Here is a 22,200-nt window from a genome sequence, read left to right on the forward strand (position 1 = left end):
CTTTCTTTTGCTAATTTACTTAATCGATTAAGTTTAAAAATTGAGACACTGCAGCAAGTATCTCCCAAATCAACAAGAGGCACCTTATGACAACAAGTAATGTAGTGCGGTTTACGTTAAGTGCGCTAACACTGGCAATGAGCCTTAACGTCAATGCACAAGAAGAGCAAACCACCCAAAAAAATGCAGCCCAAGATCAGTTCGAGAAAATCATTGTCACGGGCGTGCCAAAGAAAACCACGGTAATGGCGTCGAGTGTCTCAGTGAGCAGTGTCTCGTTGGAGCAAGTGTCAGTCGCCACCCCGCGTAGCACCGCCGAAGCATTTCGTATTATTCCGGGGGTGCGCTCAGAATCGACAGGCGGTGAAGGCAATGCGAATATCGCGGTTCGTGGTTTGCCGGTGGCATCGGGCGGCGCAAAATTTTTGCAACTGCAAGAAGACGGTTTACCAGTACTGCAATTTGGCGACATTGCGTTTGGTAACGCCGATATCTTTATGCGTTTAGATAACACCGTTGAAACCATTGAGTCTATCCGTGGTGGCTCGGCATCAACAGCCGCCAGCGACGCGCCCGGTGGCATTATCAACTTTATTTCTAAAACTGGTGAGTCCGAATCAGGCAGTGTGGCATTAACCACTGGCCTTGACTACGATGAAACCCGCACCGACTTTGAATACGGCGGTTACTTATCGGATTCTGTGCGTTTTCATGTCGGTGGATTTGTTCGCCAAGGCGAAGGCCCGCGTGATACTGGCTATACCTCCAATCGTGGCGGTCAAATAAAAGCCAACTTAACCAAAGAGCTTAAGAACGGCTACGTGCGTTTGTATTACAAACACTTAGACGACAAAAGTGCCGGTTATCTGCCAATGCCCATGCGCGCCAACGGCGACTCCATCGCTGGGTTTGATGCCTTAGCAGACACCCCACATTCTGCGTATTTCTTATCAACCACTGGGCTTGGTCGAGATAACCAAATTCGCCAAGGCGACATGCGCGATGGCATGCACCCAGTAGTGAATAGTGTTGGCTTTGAAGCAAATTTAGAGTTGGGAAATGATTGGACGGTGGAAAACCGCTTACGTAAATCCAGCGTGAGCGGCACATTTATGTCGCCATTCCCTGCAGAAGTTGGCAATAGCCAAGGAATCGCCGAGAGTATTGCCGGAGCGGGTGCAACCTTAAGTTATGCCAATGGCCCACAGGCGGGGCAAGCTTTTGACCACGACTTGCTAATGCGGGTGCATACGTTTGATGTTGCGATGAATGATTTTGGCGCATTGATGAATGACTTCAAACTCAGCAAAACCATTGGCGACACCAGCTTTACCTTCGGCTATTTTGTGTCTAACCAAAGCATTGATATGTCTTGGCTATGGAACTCCTACTTACTTGAAGTAAAAGGCAATAACGCCGCACTGGTGAATGTGAGCAGCGCCGATGGCACAGCGTATTCTGAAAATGGCCTATATGCCTATGGCGTGCCTTATTGGGGCAATTGCTGCCAGCGCAACTACAATACCGATTACGATACTAAAGCACCTTATTTTGCAATCTCCACTAAGTTTGACAACCTCTCGTTAGATGCCAGCGTGCGCCATGATAGCGGTGAGGCAAAAGGTAACTACGCAGGTGCAGCTCTAAGCAGCGTAGACATTAACCGTGATGGCATGATCTCAAAACCAGAAGAAGCGGTTGCAGGTATCGATAATGCCAATGCCAGCGCGGTGAATTATGACTGGTCGTATACCAGCTACTCGGTTGGTGGTAATTATCAACTCAGCCCTGATCAAGCCGTATTTGCGCGCTACAGTAAAGGCGCCAGAGCCAATGCAGATAGACTGCTGTTTGGTAAAGTACGCGCTGATGGCAGTGTGGCAAAAGAAGATGCGATAGACGAAGTCACCCAACTGGAACTTGGTCTCAAACAAAGGTTTGATAATTTACGCTTGTTTGCAACGGCATTTTTTGCGCAAACCGAAGAGCAGAACTTTGAAGCAACTACACAAAAGTTCTTTGACCGCAAATACGAAGCACAAGGGATTGAACTAGAAGCCCAGTATTTTGTCGGCTCCTTTGATGTGCGCGGTAATGTTACTTGGACAGATGCGGAAATTGCCAAAGATGCACTCACACCAGAGGTGGTCGGCAATACACCAAGACGCCAAGCAGACTTTATCTACTCGCTAATGGCACGCTACAACTTTGAGCAAGGCGCCGCAGGGGTCACGCTGATTGGCACCACAGATGCTTATGCCCAAGACAACAACGACCTCAAGTTTGATGGCTATACCCAAGTGAATGGCTTTATCAGTTATGACTTGTCGAGTGCGTTAAACCTCTCACTGAATGTCAACAACCTGTTTGATACGGTTGGGATCACCGAAGCAGAGGAAGGCAGCATTCCTGATAACGGCATTATTCGAGCGCGTACCATCAATGGTCGCACCACTTCTGTCACCTTAAAATATGTGTTTTAAGAGGTAGTTATGACGGTTTTAACGTGTTTTGGGGAATTGCTCATCGACATGTTACCTAACGGCAGTGGGGGCTTTGACCCCATTGCCGGCGGTGCGCCAGCTAATGTGGCCGTTGGGTTTCGCAAATTAGGTGGCGAAAGCCGCTTTATTGGCGGCCTAAGTGACGATGTTTTTGGTCAAATGCTGCGAAAAACGGTCGCTGAGTATCAAGTGGATTGCCAACACTTAATCGCAGTGCCGAACAGTTTAACGGCGCTGGCGTTTGTGCAGTTAGACGCCCAAGGAGAGCGGCGATTTAGCTTTTATCGCCATAGAACCGCAGACTTACGCTTTCCGCCCTCGGAGCTGAAGGCCATCCAATGGCCAAACAATGGGATATTCCATATTTGTTCAAATACCTTAACGGAAACGGACAGCGCCTACACCACCCTTGCCATGTTAGTGTGCGCTCGGCAAAACCAGCAGTTAATAAGCTTTGATATTAATCTGCGCTTAGGGTTGTGGAATGATGTGGAAGAGCTGACTGACAGAATTGAACAAGTCTTTCACTTTGCCGATGTACTAAAGTTTAGCTTGGAAGAGCTAGAATATATGGCGGCAAGCAAGGCCATCTCCAACGAAGATTACCTGCAATGGTTGTTTGCATCTTTTGCGCTGAGCGTGGTGATAGTCAGTAATGGCGGCTCGGCGGTACAGCTCCACATGCGCGATTTTTACCGCGAAATTCCCGTGCCACAGATAAACGCCGTCGATACCACAGGGGCAGGCGACAGCTTAGTCAGTGGTTTTTTCGCAAAGCTAAGCGATATTTCGCACCAGACTCAACTGGCGCCAACGGCGTTATTGCAAGATAAACACGCAGTAAAAGAAGCACTAAAATTTGCCGTACTATGCGGCGCTTTTACCTGCCAAAGTAAAGGCGCCTGCCCAGCCATGCCAACTCGCAAAGATATCCTGTGATGATAAGCAACCCAAATGGGTTGCTTATCTATTCGTTTTTGTGAGTTTAAATGGCTAAGTTAAGTGGGGCTGAGTAAGTTTCTATGGCCTAAGCCGTTACTGCGGTTTAGATATCGCAAGTTTGGTTATTGGTAGGCTAATTGCGGTTAAAAAAAGTACGGTTAAAATAAGCACAGTGACAACGCACTTAGTTGCCATTTCATAACCCGTATAACCGTCAGCATATTCTGTAAAGTCAAAATACAATACCGATAAGTTAGCGATAAAGTAAGCAGGTAACGACACGCGCCAAATCAGTTTATGGTCAAGCAACCGCTGCTTAAAAGCACAGTTATAAGCGGCAACCAGCAGGAAAATATCGATAATAAAAACTGCAAGACTAACCAATAATAGATGGGGTGCAGCGAGACTGTCTGCGGCGATAAAGGAATCGTAAAGCGACGCCAGCAAAGCGGCACAGATGATTATAAATAACAGTTTCCAAAGCCAATTAGCCATTGGTGTTACCACCTATTTCCGCTCCCACGCTGAGCGTGGGAGCGAGAAAAAAGCCCTTCTTCCGTAAGCCAACCATGGTCGACCGATAGATTTGCACTGACAACTTTTCAGTTAGAACAGATAGGTAGCAATTCTAAATCTTGTTCAGTGTTAACAATCTTCGTTAAGGAGGAAAAATTCATCAAATTAATTGGCTTGCTATATTTTCAACAATCTGAACCATGATAAGCAATTTTGATTTGATAGCCTAAAAGATTTTCTAATAGATGACAAGCACACACAGCTGCCGTAATGTTGTTCTCTGAGTAGACTCCAAAATTGAGTATAGAAAAATAACTTAAATGGGTTGATTTAGGTTTTGCTTTAATGGCTACATTTCCTGCGCCTTTGGCTGGGCTTTGATAACAAAGCTGAAATTCCTCATAATCAGCCAGTGATGCATGCTTAGCAAGTGAGTTTGATATTACCCATACTCTATCGTTACATATTACGATATCTGTTTCATCCGACGCTGCATTCATCATCAAACATCTAACTTTTTTCGGTAATTCAATATCAGTAGATGATAAGCTAACCCCCTCTGTTGGTCTCATATACATCTCAGTTTTGAAATTTAAACTGGCTTCCATGCTGTACCTAATCTAAAAAATATACGCCGTGCTAAGCGGCAGAAAAGTTTGGCTTAAAATTAGTGAGGTACGAACGACAAGCCAAACTTTTGTGTCCGCCCTTGAGCCCCTTGATACTTATTGTTAGATCAGGTCTTTGACTTTCATAGCCTTGTCTATTTTTTTTATATCATTTGTCCAAGCCACAGTCCTATTTAACCTTTTTAAATTACTAATTAATGTGGTGATATCATCAGCATTTCCATCAGCATATAAATAAAGTTTACGGAGAGTTTTTTCTCTCGGCTTACTACCTGTTGGAAGTGCCTTATCGCCAAGTAAGATAGTTTTTTCGTCTTCGTCTACAATTTCTTTTGGTAGGTCTTTTGATACTTCAGGCCACAAATCCCGTAATTTTTTAATTTTTGCCTGTAAGGGTAAGGTCTGAGGAATAGAGTTATTTAAAGAAGCAAAAAAAACATCAAAATCAAAACGCTGGGTAGAGTTTGCACTATCGATTAATAGCTCTTTTTTAAACCAGTCTTTCACGTAATCTTTAAGGTATAAATAGAATTGTCCTCTATGGTGGTTTCCATAAAGCTTTAGTTTCACCATTCTCTGGGTATTTCGCATAAAAACGAATAATTGATCTTTGGTGGACTCATCTTCTGAATCGAAAAACATCATAAAGAGGAATTTTCCTTGTCCATTATTTAGCTCAAATACGATGGTAGGTTCGTCTCTCTCAATTGCTTCATTGTAAATACTTTGCAAACCAGATAGGTCATATTTATCGTCCATTAACACCTCTATCTAAAATGTGCTCTATACGTATAACATCTTAGTATTTATGGGACACGTTGTTTGTGTCACATAATCATGTGTTGAACTGAGCCGCTACCTGCACGTAGCTTGGTGTAGTTTATGCTATGGGAATTTGCTTTTTAAGCCTAAGGGGTAAGTGGTTGGTTTGCTCAATCCGTTACCTTACTTTGCGTTTCCTAGCATTGCTCAGTCGTGTTTTTTTATGATTTCATTACAGCCAATTCAGGGGCTTTAAGCAACCTTTTTTAACCGCGCAGCGCATCCCATCCCAAATCAGTTTATGGTCAAGCAAGCGCTGCTTAAAAACACAGTTATAAGCCGCAATCAGCAGGAAAATATCGGTGATAAAGGAGCCGTAAAGCGACGCCTACAAAGCGGCAGAGGTGATTATAAATAACAGTTTCCAAAGCCAATTAGCCATTGTAGTCACCACCCATTTCCGCACCCACGCGGAGCGCGGGAGCGAGAAGAATACATTTAATCGCAGAAACTATAGTATGTTGTAAATGGGGGTTTTTTCGTCAATAATTTAAATTGTTTTTAGAGCACATTTACACTTTAAAAGCGTGTCAATGAATGGATTTTTAACGATTGGCGTATACTAATTGCTCAACATGTTAGTCGAGCATTTTTTATCATTTATTCTGGTTTTATAGGTTATACCGATTGTGAAAAGAGTAAAAAAGACGATATTAGAGATAAATACTAAAGCTGATATTTTAAAAAAACTGAAAGAAGTCGGCAGTAAGCCCCTTACAGTAACATCGCATTCATATGAAAAGTATGGCGCTATCACAATAGCAAAAGCAGCAAAAAAGTCACTTTCATCAATTGGACGAAAAGGAACTGAAAAACCAGCTATCGGAATTATTGAAGTCATACTCTCTGCTAATAGAGACTATAACAAGGTCGTTTTGCCGAATCTTAAACGAATTGAAAAATTGCATCCAAACCTTAAAAGCGTAAAACAGTTGGAAAATCTTTTAAAAAGAACATCAAAAGAAGATTTTTTCGAATTGTGGGGGCACAGGGACAATAAAAAATACGAGACCCTTTGTGAAATTATCAAGGCGATAAACGCAATGAGGAAAAGCAAGTCAGAAAGTGACTACGACACTATCCATAAATGGGCGATTAATGTTGATCTTTATAACTTAAAATCAGATCCAATAGGTAAGATTAAGAATGTCGCTATCGCCACTACTCAGCACTTAAGAATGGTATTTGGTGTTGAAACCGTAAAACCTGATCAGCGAGTAAAAGAAGTTCTTGAAAATGAGTTCGGACTTGAAAAGATAAGTGATATTCAAGCAATAGTAGCCGTTCAAGACATAGCTAGAATTTCCAATAAATCTGAGTTTGAGGTTGATCAGATACTCGTGAAATACGGTTCTGGCTATTATTCGAAATATACTAAGCAATTGAGCGTAAAAGATATTGCAAAAAACTTAAGAGAACTTCAGGTAGACATTGATATCATTGCTAAAGCTACTAGGCTCAGCAAAAAGCAAATTATCAATTTATAACAATTAACGATGGAAAGCTTTTCTCGCGTTCACTCATCGCTAATTACAACTCCAATGTTGGCTTTTTTCGAGGCTAATGAGATTTTCGAGAGTGCTTTTATCCATGTAGAAATACTGTCTAGAATGGTCACTCAACGTGCTTCTAGTGGTGTAATAGATGCTATTTTTATGGGCATTTAATTTGAGGGTTAATAGGTTTTGGCGTTTTTAGTAAAAAACCACCGCACAGGGGATGAGTGCGGTGGGGTTGGCAAAACACGCAGGTGCGTTGTCTCCTCAGTTAGACTGAGGCACTAGGGCAGAAGTGTGCCAAACGGGTTAGAAGCGCGTACGTACCCCAAGGGTGACGCGGCGCTCAAAGATATTTTGGGTGATCACGTTATCTGACCACTGAGCGTAAATATCTTCTTTTTCTTCCGTTAAGTTGCTGACCGACAAGTAAACGCTGCTGTCTTTAGCAAACTCATAACCGGCATAGAGGTCGTAATACAAAGTGCTGGCAGTCCAAAATGGCACCACACCTTTGCCAAGCGCACTACTTAGGCTATCCAAACGGTCGCTGCGGTAATTGGCCGCTAAACGCAGTTGTAGGGCGTCTTTTTCATACCAGAGCACGGCATTGGCGGACTTTTCCGAGTTATCTTGAATCGGTAAGGTGTCGCCATACACATCGACGTTGGCGCTGTCGCTGGGTGCATAAGTAAAGTTTAGTGCCATACCTAAGCCGTCAAACGGTGCGGGCAAGAAATCAAACGCTTGTTGGTAAGTGAGCTCAAAGCCGTCAATTTTACCGCCTTCACCATTCACCTCAGTAGCAACAGGCACTTCACGACGCACCACGCCATCAATATCTGGTAGTCCTAACATCACGGTGCCGCGCTCAATAAAAGATTCAATGTCCATTTTAAACGCGGTGATACTGAGTAGACCGCTCTGACTGAAATACCATTCCAACGCGAGGTTATAGTTATTGGCGCGCCACGGTTCGAGATCTGGGTTACCGTTTTGCGTGCCTTGCACCGCAACTAGCAAGTCTGGGCTTACGCCCAATTCTGCTGCTAGTACATCGCCTGCGCGAGTACGGCCAACACTGATACCACCAGCGAGCTTACCAATATCTAAATTGGTCATGGTTTTACCGGCGCTGGCGCGCAAAATAAGTTCATCCGTAAGGTTTAAATTGAAATTGGCGGTGGGTAAAAAGTCTGAGTAACTGCGGTCGAGCCATTTTTCACCGGTTTTTTCACTGGCGGTACACAGTGAGCAAGGGCGGCTTGAACCCAGTTGATTTTGCAGCATATCTAATTCAGTGCGCACGTATTGCGCGCCTAAGTTGGCGTTGTAATCAAGGCCTGCTATGGTGCCTGCAAAGTTAAATTGCATATAGGCGGTTTGGGTTTGCTCTTTAACTTGATAGGTGCGCTCGGGGTTGGCGAGCTTTTTATTGCCGGGGTAGAGCGCATTTTGGAAGGCAAACGGGTCGTCCATCACTTTTGGATTGATAAGATAAAACTGTAAGTCGTCACCTCCTGGGCCAAGGCCATTGACTTGCTGCACCCAACCCTCAGGTAAGTCGGCAAAATAATGCGGCTGGCCTATGGTTAAATCGCCATCCGCGACGCTATTTTTACCATCGCCATTGGTATCACCGAGTGACGCGCCAGAATCTTTCCACATTACATCGGCGCTAAAGTTACCACTGGTAAAAGGTGCCACCAGAATATAGGTTTCACGCTCAACATCGCGTTTGCCAACGCGCACCCCAAATTCGGCATTTTGCAGGTGTTGTAGGGCAAAATCATATTTGCCGTCAAAGCGCAGCACATCTAATGTGGCTTCCTCTTCAAAGTTATTTTCTGAGTAAGTTGAAACCAGATTGTACTTGTTGATATCGCTACCAAACCCCGGCGCAAAACCTAACTGGATATAATCGCCGCCTCGGCTAAAGCTGACATCGACGGGATCAGGGCCATAACCGTTGGGGTTCACTGGGGTGGGGCCGTCGCCGTTATTTTTTAGCAAGCCATGCTGGGCGCCAGAGGTTAAATAGCCGTGGGCAACGTTTTCAGTATGGCCACGCTCCGCACTACCATGTAAGTAGCGCGCAGTACCAGACCAAGCACCATCGCCAGCAAACTCTAACATTAGGCTTAAGTTGGTGGACTGTCGGTCGTTGGTTAAGCTCTCTGAGTACGCACTTACCCGACGGACTTTTAAGTTCATGTTGTTGGCGGTGTAAATTTGTCCACCGCTGTCATTGGCAAGCCGCGGAATAAACTGATCTGAGTAGGCCCAATTTGGCCCGCGGGCATTGTCTACCATCACCCCTTGTTTGCGGTCTGCGTCATCCATATCGGTGTAAAACAGGTCGCCGGTAAAAAGCAGCGCATCGCTAAAGCGGTATTGTACTGTGGTGCTCAGGCCAAGGCGGTCACGTTCGGTTTCACGGTCCATAATGCCGTAAAAACGTTGGCTGTAGAAACTGTCGTTCAAGTCGCCATCTTGGTTGATATCACGAAAATCACGGCTGTTTTCGCTGATCACTTCCGTTGAATTGAGAATGGTACCATTGCGGTAGTTGGCCAGCGTGTTACTGTCGTAAGCGGCAGTGACTATGATGCCAAAATCATCCTTTTGGTAACCCGCAAAGGCGGCAATTTTTGGGTCGTTTTCTTGTGACAAACTACCACGAGTGCCCTCTGCATTAAGGGAGAATGTATAACCCTCAGTTAAATCAAACGGTTTACGGGTTTTTAAATCCAATGTGCCAGAAATACCGCCCGCTAAGGTGCTGGCTGCAGGGGATTTAAGCACATTGATGCCAGAAATGAGCGCGGCGGGAATATCGGTAAAGTCGGGTTGTACTTGGGTAATGGCGCCGGCACTTAGAAATTGCTCACCATTGAGCAAAGTCGTGACTTGCGGCATACCACGCACGTTAATGGTGGAACCTTCACCTGCCGAGCGACGAATTTGTACACCGGGGATGCGTTGTAAAGTATCAGCAATGGTTACGTCAGGCAGTTTGCCGATATCTTCTGCGGTGATAGAGTCCATAACGCCATCATGAAAGCGCTTGTTATTGAGATCTTGTTTTTTACTGGCGTTAATACCACGAACTTCAATGACTTCGAGTTGTGTTTCGTCGCCGCTGGCGGCAACACTGAGCTGGCTAACGCAGCCTAAAATGGTGGCAATGCTGGCCGCGACCAAATTACGGCGCAGTGGCTGATGATGGCGAACATGCTGACCCATGTTAATACTCCTATGCTACTTGTTGATGTGTGTTGTGGTTTTTGTTTTGTTTTAAAGTAACATCTGTTGACTGTTACTGTGTTATTAATTAACATTAGATTTAATAGAAATGCAATTGACAATTGCAGTTAAGTCACAAAATATTTTCCAACTTAGGTTTAATCTGTTGACTGGTAAGGTTTTTTAACTATGAAAAAAATAAGTGTGCAAGATTTATCAACAATCTGCCGCAATAACAAAGGCCTTGGCCATTACGAGCAGTTCTACGCCCAAGGTTGGAACTTGGCGCACCACGATGTGAGCTTACCGGCGGCCGTTATCTATGCCGATAACATCGCGCAAAATATTCAATGGATGGCCGATTTTGCTGCCCACCACCAAGTAAAACTGGCGCCGCATGGTAAAACCACCATGATCCCCGCGTTGTTTAAACAGCAATTAGCGGCAGGTGCGTATGCGATTACCGTTGCGACCCCACATCAAGCGCGCGCGGCAATCACGGCGGGTGCTAAACGTATCTTGATGGCCAATCAATTAGTCGGCAAAGCCAATATGCGAGCAATTGCCAACTTACTTAAAAGCCATGAGGTTGAGTTTTACTGTTTGGTGGATAGCGCCGCCAATGTGAGCGCGTTGAATGATTTTTTTGCAAACCAGCAGCTTAAGCTTAAGGTGTTGGTTGAACTTGGTGTGCCACAAGGGCGCTGTGGCTTAATTGACGCCGCTGAGTGCGATACGCTTATCGCCGCGGTGCAAGCGGCACCAGCGTTACAGCTCGCAGGGATAGAATTGTACGAAGGGGTTTTAAACGACCTTGAAGCAATTAAAACCTTGTTGGATAACGCGGTGCAATATTGTTTGCGTTTACATAGCGCAGGCGCTTTTGGCAGTGACACTGTGCTACTGACCGCAGGTGGCTCGGCTTACTATGATTTAGTGTGCGAAGCGTTTAATCGGGTGCCACTGCCTGGCGCGATTGTGCCGTTAATTCGCCCCGGTTGTTATATCAGCCATGATATGGGCATTTATCAACAAGCACAAAACGCGGTTTTGGCGCGCAGCCAAATGGCCTGCTCACTACAAGGCGAGCTGGTTTCCGCGCTGGAGATTTGGGCCTATGTGCAATCTGTGCCAGAGCCGGGGAGAGCCATTATTGGCATGGGTAAACGGGATGTCGCCTTTGATGCTGGGATGCCAAAACCAGTACGACAGGTTACCCAAAGTGGTGAAATTGTCGCCGCGCAACCTGATTGGCAAGTGGAGCGGATGATGGACCAACATGCCATGATGCGGTTTGCCCCTGCTGCCAACGTACAAGTGGGCGACATTATCGCCTTTGCCACCTCGCACCCTTGTTTAACATTTGATAAGTGGCGCTACCTTAACGTAGTCAACGCCGAATTTGAGGTGGTTGATATCTATGCCACTTACTTTTAATGGAGCGCTGCAACATGGATATTATCGCACGAATTAAAGAACGTATGGGGCATCTGCGCCAATCTGAGCAACAAGTGGCGCAGCTGATCTTAGCTGATGTTGCCTTCTGTGCCGCCGCCAGTATTAATGAGTTGGCGGAACGAGCCTCGGTCAGCCATGCCTCCATCACGCGTTTAGCCAAAGCACTGGATTGTGACAATGTGCGGGATATGAAACTGCAATTGGCGCAGGCACAAGCCGTTGGCGAGCGGTTTAATAACGACCAACCAAGTGTGCGTGAAGATATTCCCGCCATTTATCAAGCCATCCACGATATTTTGACCATCAATGCTGGTTTAATTGAACAAAACGTGGTTGAAGCCGCAGCTGAATGTTTGGCCAAAAGCCGTCATGTGCTGATTTTTGGGGTTGGCGGTGGCAGCAGTGTGGTGGCGGATGAATGCCATAACCGACTGTTCCGGCTTAATATTCTCAGCAATTCATATAGCGACCCAGTAATGATGCGAATGACTGCCGCCAGTGTCGATGCCGACGATGTGTTGGTGTTGTTATCGCTGACGGGGTTTTCACCAGACTTATTGGCCGCAGCGGCCATTGCCAAAGATTACGGTGCCAAAGTGATTGCCATTTGCCCAGCGAGCCCATTGCAAGAAGTGGCCGATTATCACTTACCGATTAAAACCAACGAGTCGGACTATATTTTCACACCCAGTACGGCGCGTTACGCGATGTTGGCCGCAGTGGATGTGTTGGCGGCTGAAGTTGCCATTCGCACCCAGAAAAAATCCCGCGAGAAATTACGCCGCATTAAACACGAGCTGGATGAATACCGCCACGGACCAGACCGTTCACCGTTAGGAGACTAAACAATGGCAGAGCTCAACCTTACTTCGGCCACGTTCGACACTTTGATTGTCGGTGCCAAAATTTATGATGGCACGGGCGGTCACCCGTTTGTCGCTGATGTGGCTATAGTGGCTGAGCGAATTGTCGCCATTGGTGATTTAAGTGCGCTGGCAACGGCGCAGTTTAGTCGAACTGTGGTCGAGGCCCATGGCCTATGTTTAGCACCGGGTTTTATTGATGTGCACACCCATGACGACCTTGAAGTGTTTCGCGCCCCCGATATGGCGGCCAAAATCACCCAAGGCGTGACCACAGTGATAGCCGGGAATTGCGGCATTAGCGCCGCGCCAGCAACGCTTAGCGGTGAAGCACCAGATCCAATGAATTTATTGGGCGCAGACACAGAGTTTCAATTTAGCTCAGTGGCAGGCTATCGCGCCCGTTTTGAGCGTGCGCCCGCTAATGTCAATGTGGCGTTATTGGTCGGCCACACGACGCTGCGTAATAACCACATGGCCGATTTATCCTTACCTGCTACTGCTGCACAAATTGCCGCGATGCAAACCCAGCTGGCCGATGCGCTGCGCGATGGCGCAATAGGTTTAAGCACGGGGCTTGCGTATGGCAACGCAAACGCCGCGCCTACCAGCGAGGTGTCGGCGCTGTGCGAAGTGGTCAAGCAGTATGACGGCATTTATACCACGCATTTACGTACTGAATTTGATGGCGTTTTAGAGGCCATGGACGAAGCTTTTAGCCTTGCCAGCCAACATCAATTACCGCTGGTGATCTCGCATTTGAAATGTGCCGGCAAACAAAATTGGGGACGCGCCCCAGAATTATTGGCGGCGCTTAGCGCTTACGGACAACATCATCAATGTAGTTGCGATGCCTATCCCTATGCCGCCAGCTCAAGCACTTTAGATCTTAAACAAGTGACTGACGATTTTACGATTTTTATCACTTGGTCACAGCCTTACCCAGATATGGCTGGCATGACGCTCAAGGAAATCGCGGCGGTTTGGCAAACCTCGTTATTAGATGCCGCCACGCGATTACAGCCTGCGGGGGCGGTGTATCATGGCCTTCATGAACAGGACGTTCAAACCATTTTAGGCTTTGAAAAAACCATGATTGGCTCGGACGGTTTACCGTGCGATCCGCATCCGCATCCACGCTTGTGGGGCTCGTTTCCACGGGTACTTGGTCGCTATAGCCGCGAGTTAGGCTTACTTTCCTTGCCGCAGGCAATTCACAAAATGACGGGCTTAAGTGCACGCAATTTTGCGCTTAAAGGTCGCGGGGAAGTGCGCACCGGGAATTACGCAGACTTAGTGTTGTTTGATGATAAAACCATCAATGACAGCGCTGACTTTGTTAACAGTAGTCTACCTGCCAAAGGGATCCACCAAGTATGGGTCAATGGCGTCATGACTTTTACACAACAACAAGTGCTTTGCGCGCGCGCTGGGCAGTTTTTAGCAGCAACAGGAGCAACTAAACATGATTAAACGCTTTGGAATTGAAGGTGGTACAGGCACGGGCGGACAACATTTACCGTTTGCCCGCGCGGTGGAAGCCGGTGGTTGGTTAATGGTATCAGGCCAAACGCCAATGAAAGATGGAGAAGTGGTTGAGGGCGGTATTATTGAGCAGTCCCGTTTGGCGATTCAAAACTGCCTCGACATTATGACGGATGCGGGCTACGGCCTCGCTGATGTAGTCCATGTAACGGTAATTTTGACCGATGCACGCTATTTTCAGTCATTCAACAAAGTGTTTAAGGAAGTGTTTGGCGCACATCCACCAGCGCGCATTTGCGCAGTGGCAGACTTAGTGGTGGATTGTAAAGTCGAAGTGGATGTGACCTGTTACAAGGCACCGAATTAAGCCAATACCCCATAACAAAAAATAATAACTACGCCAAGCGAGCAAGCGGCAAGTAAGCGCATCCACAAGCAGAGCTTTGCTATGTGATTGCGCTGAGCGAACCTAGCCAACACGGTGTGACTTTCAATAGCCAGTCTCGCTTGGTGAACAACAAGATGGCCTTGCGCTTTAGTACTTTAGCTTATTCCATACAATTATAGGGCTAAGGGCGCGTCTGGCCAGACACAACAACAGGGTGTCGTATGAAGTGGCAATTATTGATGGCATTTGTCGGCTATCTGCTGTTTATGATTTGGTTCGGCTGGTGGGTCAGTCGTAATAATCGCAGCGGTGACGACTTTCTTTTAGGGGGCAGACGCCTGCCGTTTATTCTGACCTTAGGCACTACGGTGGCCACTATGGTGGGCACGGGTTCCTCAATGGGGGCGGTAGGGTTTGCTTATCAAAATGGTTGGGCTGGGATGATTTACGGCCTTGGCGGTGCCTGTGGCATTTTGCTGCTGGCGAAGTTATTTGCCCCCGTGCGCGACCAACAATTTATGACCATGAGTGAAGAAGTGGCCTTTTATGTGGGGGCTGAAGCCATAGTGAAGAACACCATTGCGGTGGTGATTTTTGTCGCCAGTATCGGCTGGCTTGGTGCCCATATTCTTGGTGGCGGCATGTATTTGGCGTGGCTCACTGGAATTGACCCGCTTTCGGCAAAGTTACTGATTGCGCTTGGCTTTAGCGTGTATGTGGTGATTGGCGGTTACGTTGCGGTGGTGTGGACTGACTCTATCCAAGCGCTGGTGTTGTTTGTGGGGTTTTTCTTAATGGCCGCTGTTGCGCTGTATCAAGCGGACGGATTAAGCGCCATTGCCAGTGCGCAGCCAGTTGCTAACCAAAGCTTTTTGGCGCTGGATAAAATTGGTCCAGTGCATGGCTTATCGTTATTTATGGCGGTATTGGTCGGGGTGTTGGTTGCCCCTTCGTTTCGTCAACGTATTTACTCTGGTGAGCACGTTAACAGCATTAAACGCTCGTTTTATCTTTCTGGTGGCTTGTATTTGGCCTTTGCGGTTGTCCCTGCGGTGATTGGCATGGCGGCTTATAAGCTAGACCCAAGCCTTGATAATCCCGCCTTTTCATTTCCGTTTATGGCGTTTCACTCCTTGCCGCTGGCGTTAGCTGGGTTGGTGATCATCGCGGGGCTGTCTGCCACCATTTCAAGTGCGAGCTCAGATGCCATTGCTGCAGTCAGTGTGGTGGTGCGTGATATCTACCGCTTGTGCTTTAAGCGCATGCCAAAAGCCTCGGAAGTGGTGCTGATCTCACGCTTAGGTTTAGTTGCCACTATTGCTTTGGCGCTACTGTTGGCACTGCTAACCAATGATGTGATTGGTTATATCACTAATATGGTGGCTACTTTAATGTCAGGGTTATGTGTGTGCGTGTTGCTTGGGCATTTTTGGCCAAGGTTTAACTGGCAGGGCGCTATGGCGGCGCTTGGTACCTCAAGTCTGACCTCCATCACGATATTGTTAATCCCCAGCTGGCAAGCATTTTGGGGCAACCCCATTGTGCCTGCGCTATTGATTGCCACGCTTGTCGCGGGTGTAGTGACGCTTTTAACCCCACCGCAGCGTCATAATGCGGTTGCAGCACAGGCGATTTTAGCGGCTGAGCGGGAGCAAATGAACCATGACTAATTGGGTATTTTTTGGCGAAGCGATGCAAGAGCTTAACCCTGCGCAGCAACTGCGGTTTGGCGGCGATACCTACAATAGCGCAGTGTATTTTAAACGTTTATGTGGGACTCAGTGTGAGGTGCAGTACGCCACGGCGGTGGGGAGCGACGCTTTGAGCGCCGCAGCATTGCAGCAATGGCAAGCTGAAGGTCTTGGCGTTACGTATCTTGCCATAGATAGCAAACGCACTTTGGGACGCTACGGCATTACGCTGAGTGAAGGCGGTGAACGAACGTTTCATTATGACCGTAGCAACAGTGCGGCAAGAGCGTATTTTCAAACCCCGCTAGCCGCGAAGCTGCAAGCCGCGATTGCAAATCGTGAGGTCGATAATTTGTATTTTTCGGGCATTAGTTTGGCGATTTTATCGCCCGCCGACCGAGCACAGTTATTGACCTTGGCTGTGCTACAAAAGCGCCTTGGGGGGCGCGTGATTTTTGACAGTAATTATCGCGCCAAGCTGTGGCAGGCCGCACTTAATAATGAAGACGACAATGCGGCGGAAAGTAATGTGGAAAGTACGCTGGAAAGTGCAGCGCAAGTGGCAGCCAAGTGGTATCACACTTTATATCAATTAGCCGATGTGCTGCTTATTACCAATGACGACCACAGTGCGGTATTTGGTGACAGTGACGAAGCGGCGATGGTGGCGTTTTATCGTAGCTACCCGCAAGCCGAAGTAGTCATCAAGCAAGGCACACAAGACACCTTAGTGTTAACCGCAGCGCAATTACAACGCTTTGCGGTTGCCGCCATCAGCAAGCCTGTAGACACCACAGCAGCAGGGGATGCTTTTGCAGCCGGTTATTTGGCCGCCCGTAACCAAGGGCAATCCATAGCAACAGCGGTAACCATCGCCCAGCAATTGGCTGGCCAAGTGATCATGGCGCCCGGCGCCATTGTTGAGACGAGCGTTGCTTTAGAGGAGTATTCACATGTTTAAAACTTGCTTTGCAAACCTGACTTCGGCTGCGCTATTGATACTAGCGTTACTCACCACAACGCCTTTATTTGCTAGCGACTATTTAATGCCCAAACCCTATGCGGTGAATGTCTCAACCAATAACGTTGCGACAAAAGCCGTGCAATTACCAGCAACGTTAAGCGTGCAATTACCCCAAGCACATCAGCAAGCCTTGTTGCCATTGCTCGAACACTCGGCACTCGCCAAACAAGTGACCTTCGCTTGGCAGCCGCAAGGCTTTCTCAAAATTGATATCGACACCTTAGCGCCAGCTACTCCAAGTTTAGAACAAGACGAAAGCTATACATTAACGCTCACCGCCGAGCAATTGACACTCAAAAGCGCTAACCAATACGGCATGCTGCGTGGCCTTGCAAGTCTTAGTCAGTTGTATTTTCAGCAGCAACACAGTGGCTTTGTGGCCGAGCAACAACTCGTGGATAAGCCGCATTATCGCTGGCGCGGTTTATTGTTTGACAGTGTGCGGCATTTTCTCCCACTGGCGGATGTAAAACGCACTTTGGATGGCTTAGCAGCCGCAAAATTCAATGTCTTTCACTGGCATTTAACCGATGACCAAGGGTGGCGAATTGAACTGAACAGCTATCCCAAGCTCCACCAACTGGCCTCAGACGGCCTCTATTACAGCCAAGCGGAAATCCGTGAGGTGGTGGCTTATGCCGCCAAGCTGGGGATTCGTGTGGTGCCAGAGTTTGATGTACCGGGCCATGCAAGTGCAATTATCAAAGCCTACCCAGAGCTTGGCAGTGGTGAGCCAGTAACAGAAATTGAAAGGCACTGGGGGGTATTTAGACCATTACTCGACCCCAGCAACCCAGCAGTATACGAGTTTGTAGATCAAGTGGTGGCTGAGCTAAGCGGTTTATTCCCCGACCCTTATCTGCATATCGGTGGCGATGAAGTTGAACCCCATGATTGGCTCAATAACCCCAAAATTCAAGCCTTTATGGCTGCCAACCAGCTTCAGGATGCAGAAGCGTTACACGCCTATTTTAATCAGCGCGTGAGTACGATTTTACGAAAGCACCATAAAACCATGATAGGGTGGGACGAAGTGCTGCACCCTATGCTGGATAAATCCACCTTAGTGCAGTCATGGCGCGGCCATCATTCACTGCGGGCAATTCAACAAGCCGGGTTTGCGGGCTTATTATCAAGCGGCTATTACATCGACCAACCGCAGTGGACCAGTTACCACTATCGAAACCACCCGCAACCGCTTGAGACGCCAATCAAACAAGCTGATACCTTACTCCCCGCAGCGGAGTTTACGTTAACTCGCTTAAAAGGCGCAGCAGTCACGGGGAAAGTCCAACTCTTCTCGTATCAAGGTCAGCTTGCGGCGTGGCTAGCCATTAACGGCAAAGGCGAATTTGTTACCACCCAAGTGCAGCAAACTGAACGTGCTTATGTGGTGAATGTTGACACTTGGCTTGGCCCCACAAAACTCTCCATCGGCAAAAAGCCACAACATAACCACGCTGAGATAGGCAATACCGCGTATCAATTTGCCGCAACCGCCATTGAGCCGCTCAGTCTATCGGCCTTAAATACCCAGCTTAGTGAAGTAGCCGAGCAAGTGCTTGAAGGCAAAGTCATCGGCGGTGAAGTGCTGGGCGGTGAAGCCACCATTTGGAGCGAAATTATCACCACCGCGAATTTAGATGTGCGCATTTGGCCGCGCTTATTTGCCATTGGTGAGCGGTTTTGGTCAGCGCCCACCGTGCAAGACGAACGTGATATGTATCGCCGTTTGGCTTTTGCCTCCGATTACGCCACCCAAGTGGTTGGCTTACGTCATCAGCGACAAGCAATCCAGCATTTGGCCATGCTGGCCGAGCAAGCGAGTTGGCCAGCGCCGTATTCCCTTACCGCGCTGAAGTGGTTGAGCCAATTTTTAGAACCAGTTCATTATTACACTTTGCACCATCAGGCGTTTTTGCGTGGTGAATACCATCAACTCGCGCCACTGAATCGTTTAGCGGATGGCCTACCAGTCGAAAGCCTTACCCTGATCCAATTGGCGTATGACATTAATGACTATGCCAAGCAGTGTAAACCGCAGCAACACGCCGCCATCACCGCGCAAATCAACACTTGGCAAAACCAATGGCGCCAATTGCAAGGACAATTAGCCAACCACACTGAATGGGCAGCGTTGATGAAAACCTTAGGCGCACAACTCGCGATGAACTCGACAAACGTGCCAGCAATATATGAGCACCAAGGCGTGATTGTGCGTGTCGGTGAACTGCTGGCACAGTTTAAAGCGGCAGCGCAAACCTGTCGGTCATACCTAAAGTAAGCGCCACCTTGCAAAATAAGGCGAAAGGCGCTTTGAAAACAGGTATTTTATAATATGGCTTTTCCTGCAATAGTGATGTTTAAAACTGTTGCAAGAAAAGCAGATTAATCCCTTCCTTTGCCAAGCACTCTAAGTTATTGCAAATAGTTCGTTGCTAAAAGTAGCACGCTGTAACGCCGTGTAATTGCATTTAGACCTGTAAAAAATTTTACTGGTTAAATAAGCAGGATTGCATCTGCAATTAAAGCGGCATAAGTTCAAAGTATTACAAACTAAAAAAGCACGAATGGCACCAATACCGAACAAAAACCAGCGGTGATTTAGCACCCATTGCCATAAAGTTTGGATGCTAAATTGGAACGGTTTAGCGGCCCCAGAACTACCCAGCATAAGGAATAAAAATGAACGGTACGCACTATATTGCACACCCCAATTTTGCGGGTGGTTCCCACCAATCGGTTAAGCAGCACCTCGAAGCAGTGGCAAAACTTGCGGCACAACTTGCGGAAAAATTAGGGTTTGCAAGGCAAAGGGGTTTCAGTAAGCGGCAACTTGCACAATCAAAAAGGTATCGATCATGAGTAAGTACTTTGGACATTCAGGAAATAGGGAAGACAAGTCTGACTGGCAACCATTAAAAGATCACCTATGTCGAGTTGCTTTGGGAGCGGAATTTAATTCCCAATATTTTAAAGCAGCTAAATTATCGTATCTTGCAGGTCTTTTGCATGACTTGGGTAAATATAGCCGAGAGTTTCAGGCGAGACTTGAAGGTGCTCCAAACCAGGTAGATCATGCTACGGCTGGCGCTAAAATTGCCACGGAACTTTTACCCTCTCCCTTCGGTAATCTGATCGCATACGCTATAGCAGGGCATCATGCAGGATTAGCAAATGGCTCTGGTGAGGGAGCTGGACGTCGTGCTCTAAAAGACCGGTTGAACCTGCAATTTGGAAAAGACATACCTGCGCTGGATAGTGAAGCTTGGCAGTCTGAACTTGTCTTGCCATCTATCGAGTCTCTTATTCCTGAAATATCACCAAATCCTAATGCGGATCTGCAAGGTTTCCAATTTGCATTTTTAATTCGAATGATATTTTCGTGTTTAGTTGATGCTGATTTCATTGATACTGATAAATTCTATAAACAGCTTGAAGGTAAGCCCTTATTACGCGGAGATTATCCTCAATTAGCAGAGTTAAAAATACAGTTTGATCAAGCTTTAGCTGACAAGATCAAAAGTACTGACCAAACGCAAACCGTTAATCAACTTCGTAAAGAGATTCTAGATACTGCTCGTATCAAAGCGAAACTTACTCCTGGATTATTCACTTTAACTGTGCCGACGGGGGGCGGAAAAACCCTTAGCTCAATGGCCTTTGCATTAGATCACGCTTTAGCACATAACATGCGCAGAGTTATCTATGTCATCCCGTTTACCAGTATTATCGAGCAGAATGCCAAAGTGTTTCGTGAAGCATTTGGTGATTTAGGTGAGTCAGCCGTTTTAGAACACCACAGTAATTTTGACGATAGTAAAATAAAGGATGTAGAAGGAGCAGAGGAAACTCGCGATAAACTAAAACTGGCAATGGAAAACTGGGATATGCCAGTGATTGTGACTACGGCAGTACAGTTTTTTGAGTCCTTGTTTGCTGACCGTCCCTCCCGTTGCCGCAAACTACATAACATCTCGGGCAGTGTGATTATTCTGGACGAAGCACAAACTCTCCCGCTTAAATTTCTCCGCCCAGTAATGGCCGCAATTGATGAGTTGGCGCGCAACTATGGCTGCTCTGTTGTACTATGCACCGCGACTCAACCGGCACTATGTGAGCCTGATTTTACGGACGGATTTAAAGATGTCCGCGAGATTGCCCCTGATCCAACCAGACTTTTTGACGAACTCAGTTTGGTGAATGTCTCTCATTTGGGAGAATTAAGTGATGATGAGTTAGTCTCTCGTATTCAGGCTAACAAACAGATTCTTACTATTGTAAATAATCGCCGTCATGCTCAGTCGCTTTTCCAAACACTTAAGGCAATGCAGACAGAAGGGGTTTTTCATTTAACAACCTTAATGTGTGCCGCACATCGAACGGCAACCTTGGATAAAATTCGTAAGCGTTTAAATCCAGATAACCCTCAGCCATGTCGTGTAATCTCGACGTCGCTGATCGAGGCTGGCGTGGATGTCAGTTTCCCGTGCGTGATGCGAGCTGAAGCTGGCTTAGATTCAATTGCACAAGCGGCAGGACGCTGTAATCGTGAACGGTTATGGCTAAAAGCGGATAGCCATGTTTGGATTTTCAGATCTCCCGACTGGCCTATTCCACCCGAATTGAAAGGGCTCTCTGCGGATATGCGAGCGGTACTGAGAAAAGGTCATGACAACATATTAGACCAAATGGCTATCAAAGATTATTTCTCCAATGTTTATTGGCGCAAAGGGGATGAGCTTGATCAGAAACAGCTTTTAAAAGCCTGTCGAATTGGTGCTTCGAAGTTAGACTTTCCACTTCAGAGAATTGCTAGTGATTTCAGAATGATTGACAGCTTTATGTGTCCGGTTTTAATCCCTTATAACGATGAAGCGCGCAAGTTATTGAACGAACTTGAATCTACGGATGAAGTGAGTCGCGTTTTAAGAAAGCTACAGCCGTATATTGTACAGATCCCACAAAGTGGTTTTGACAGCTTACGATTTGCTGGGGTTATTCAAACAATTGCCCCACATCGTTTTGACGAGCAGTTTTGGGAGTTAGTAAACATGGACATTTATGACTCAGAATCTGGGCTCAGTTGGAGTGAACCTAATTTTATCAAGACTGAAAATTTAGTATGGTAATTAT

General features: G+C 46.9%; 15 protein-coding genes. 11 read left to right on the forward strand and 4 right to left on the reverse strand.

Annotated elements, in window-relative coordinates:
- Positions 1–86 precede the first annotated feature (86 nt).
- Together ACFOEE_RS09115 and ACFOEE_RS09120 are read left to right on the forward strand one after the other, a co-directional pair.
- Positions 87–2,483, forward strand: a complete 2,397-nt coding sequence (locus ACFOEE_RS09115; RefSeq protein WP_377123417.1) for a TonB-dependent receptor domain-containing protein — start codon at positions 87–89, stop codon at positions 2,481–2,483.
- Positions 2,484–2,492: 9 nt separating this feature from the next.
- Positions 2,493–3,443 carry a carbohydrate kinase family protein gene (locus ACFOEE_RS09120; protein ID WP_377123419.1) on the forward strand — a complete coding sequence of 317 codons (951 nt, stop codon included), beginning with the start codon at positions 2,493–2,495 and terminating at the stop codon, positions 3,441–3,443.
- A 96-nt stretch (positions 3,444–3,539) separates the two neighbouring features.
- Here ACFOEE_RS09120 and ACFOEE_RS09125 read toward each other — a convergent pair whose 3' ends face one another.
- From ACFOEE_RS09125 to ACFOEE_RS09135, 3 genes are all read right to left on the reverse strand, one after another.
- The gene (locus ACFOEE_RS09125; RefSeq protein WP_377123421.1) at positions 3,540–3,941 is read right to left on the reverse strand and encodes a hypothetical protein; all 402 of its coding nucleotides are present in this window, start codon (positions 3,939–3,941) and stop codon (positions 3,540–3,542) included.
- 206 nt (positions 3,942–4,147) lie between these two features.
- A complete protein-coding gene (locus tag ACFOEE_RS09130; protein ID WP_377123423.1) occupies positions 4,148–4,570 on the reverse strand; it encodes a hypothetical protein in 423 nt (140 codons plus the stop codon).
- Between the two features lie 123 nt (positions 4,571–4,693).
- Positions 4,694–5,350, reverse strand: coding sequence for a hypothetical protein (locus ACFOEE_RS09135; RefSeq protein WP_377123425.1), 657 nt, complete (start codon positions 5,348–5,350; stop codon positions 4,694–4,696).
- Between the two features lie 692 nt (positions 5,351–6,042).
- On the opposite strand from ACFOEE_RS09135, the gene ACFOEE_RS09140 reads away from it, so the two are divergent.
- Complete coding sequence (locus tag ACFOEE_RS09140) at positions 6,043–6,900, forward strand: hypothetical protein (protein WP_377123427.1); 858 nt, start codon at positions 6,043–6,045, stop codon at positions 6,898–6,900.
- A 318-nt stretch (positions 6,901–7,218) separates the two neighbouring features.
- On the opposite strand, the gene ACFOEE_RS09145 is transcribed toward ACFOEE_RS09140, so the two are convergent.
- The gene (locus ACFOEE_RS09145) at positions 7,219–10,155 is read right to left on the reverse strand and encodes a TonB-dependent receptor (RefSeq protein WP_377123429.1); all 2,937 of its coding nucleotides are present in this window, start codon (positions 10,153–10,155) and stop codon (positions 7,219–7,221) included.
- Positions 10,156–10,344: 189 nt separating this feature from the next.
- Here ACFOEE_RS09145 and ACFOEE_RS09150 point away from each other — a divergent pair, with 189 nt between their 5' ends.
- The 8 genes from ACFOEE_RS09150 (at position 10,345) to cas3 (ending at position 22,196) form a co-directional block, all read left to right on the forward strand.
- The gene (locus tag ACFOEE_RS09150; RefSeq protein WP_377123431.1) at positions 10,345–11,592 is read left to right on the forward strand and encodes an amino acid deaminase; all 1,248 of its coding nucleotides are present in this window, start codon (positions 10,345–10,347) and stop codon (positions 11,590–11,592) included.
- Positions 11,593–11,606: 14 nt separating this feature from the next.
- Positions 11,607–12,458, forward strand: a complete 852-nt coding sequence (locus ACFOEE_RS09155) for a MurR/RpiR family transcriptional regulator (protein ID WP_377123433.1) — start codon at positions 11,607–11,609, stop codon at positions 12,456–12,458.
- Positions 12,459–12,461: 3 nt separating this feature from the next.
- Positions 12,462–13,949, forward strand: coding sequence for an N-acyl-D-amino-acid deacylase family protein (locus ACFOEE_RS09160; RefSeq protein ID WP_377123435.1), 1,488 nt, complete (start codon positions 12,462–12,464; stop codon positions 13,947–13,949).
- Positions 13,942–14,328, forward strand: coding sequence for a RidA family protein (locus ACFOEE_RS09165; protein WP_377123437.1), 387 nt, complete (start codon positions 13,942–13,944; stop codon positions 14,326–14,328). Before ACFOEE_RS09160 ends, ACFOEE_RS09165 begins: the two co-directional genes overlap by 8 nt.
- Before the next feature lie 242 nt (positions 14,329–14,570).
- Positions 14,571–16,019, forward strand: a complete 1,449-nt coding sequence (locus ACFOEE_RS09170; RefSeq protein WP_377123439.1) for a sodium:solute symporter family protein — start codon at positions 14,571–14,573, stop codon at positions 16,017–16,019.
- Positions 16,012–17,001, forward strand: a complete 990-nt coding sequence (locus tag ACFOEE_RS09175) for a sugar kinase (protein WP_377123441.1) — start codon at positions 16,012–16,014, stop codon at positions 16,999–17,001. The genes ACFOEE_RS09170 and ACFOEE_RS09175 overlap by 8 nt, the downstream gene beginning before the upstream one ends.
- Complete coding sequence (locus ACFOEE_RS09180) at positions 16,994–19,348, forward strand: family 20 glycosylhydrolase (protein ID WP_377123443.1); 2,355 nt, start codon at positions 16,994–16,996, stop codon at positions 19,346–19,348. Before ACFOEE_RS09175 ends, ACFOEE_RS09180 begins: the two co-directional genes overlap by 8 nt.
- A gap of 577 nt (positions 19,349–19,925) precedes the next feature.
- Positions 19,926–22,196 (forward strand): CRISPR-associated helicase Cas3', encoded by a 2,271-nt coding sequence (gene cas3, locus ACFOEE_RS09185; protein WP_377123445.1) that lies wholly within the window; start codon positions 19,926–19,928, stop codon positions 22,194–22,196.
- The last annotated feature ends 4 nt before the right edge of the window (positions 22,197–22,200 follow it).

The sequence above is a fragment of the Pseudoalteromonas fenneropenaei genome (genome assembly GCF_042643375.1).
GTDB classification, from domain to species: domain Bacteria; phylum Pseudomonadota; class Gammaproteobacteria; order Enterobacterales; family Alteromonadaceae; genus Pseudoalteromonas; species Pseudoalteromonas fenneropenaei.

Excerpts from the sequence above, each read along its gene's own strand:
- ACFOEE_RS09150 (WP_377123431.1), top strand. The coding sequence starts at position 10,345 with ATGAAAAAAATAAGTGTGCAAGATTTATCAACAATCTGCCGCAATAAC.
- ACFOEE_RS09160 (WP_377123435.1), top strand. The coding sequence starts at position 12,462 with ATGGCAGAGCTCAACCTTACTTCGGCCACGTTCGACACTTTGATTGTC.
- ACFOEE_RS09155 (WP_377123433.1), top strand. The coding sequence starts at position 11,607 with ATGGATATTATCGCACGAATTAAAGAACGTATGGGGCATCTGCGCCAA.
- ACFOEE_RS09120 (WP_377123419.1), top strand. The coding sequence starts at position 2,493 with ATGACGGTTTTAACGTGTTTTGGGGAATTGCTCATCGACATGTTACCT.
- ACFOEE_RS09135 (WP_377123425.1), bottom strand. The coding sequence starts at position 5,350 with ATGGACGATAAATATGACCTATCTGGTTTGCAAAGTATTTACAATGAA.
- ACFOEE_RS09175 (WP_377123441.1), top strand. The coding sequence starts at position 16,012 with ATGACTAATTGGGTATTTTTTGGCGAAGCGATGCAAGAGCTTAACCCT.
- ACFOEE_RS09130 (WP_377123423.1), bottom strand. The coding sequence starts at position 4,570 with ATGGAAGCCAGTTTAAATTTCAAAACTGAGATGTATATGAGACCAACA.
- ACFOEE_RS09170 (WP_377123439.1), top strand. The coding sequence starts at position 14,571 with ATGAAGTGGCAATTATTGATGGCATTTGTCGGCTATCTGCTGTTTATG.
- ACFOEE_RS09115 (WP_377123417.1), top strand. The coding sequence starts at position 87 with ATGACAACAAGTAATGTAGTGCGGTTTACGTTAAGTGCGCTAACACTG.
- ACFOEE_RS09145 (WP_377123429.1), bottom strand. The coding sequence starts at position 10,155 with ATGGGTCAGCATGTTCGCCATCATCAGCCACTGCGCCGTAATTTGGTC.
- ACFOEE_RS09165 (WP_377123437.1), top strand. The coding sequence starts at position 13,942 with ATGATTAAACGCTTTGGAATTGAAGGTGGTACAGGCACGGGCGGACAA.
- cas3 (WP_377123445.1), top strand. The coding sequence starts at position 19,926 with ATGAGTAAGTACTTTGGACATTCAGGAAATAGGGAAGACAAGTCTGAC.
- ACFOEE_RS09125 (WP_377123421.1), bottom strand. The coding sequence starts at position 3,941 with ATGGCTAATTGGCTTTGGAAACTGTTATTTATAATCATCTGTGCCGCT.
- ACFOEE_RS09180 (WP_377123443.1), top strand. The coding sequence starts at position 16,994 with ATGTTTAAAACTTGCTTTGCAAACCTGACTTCGGCTGCGCTATTGATA.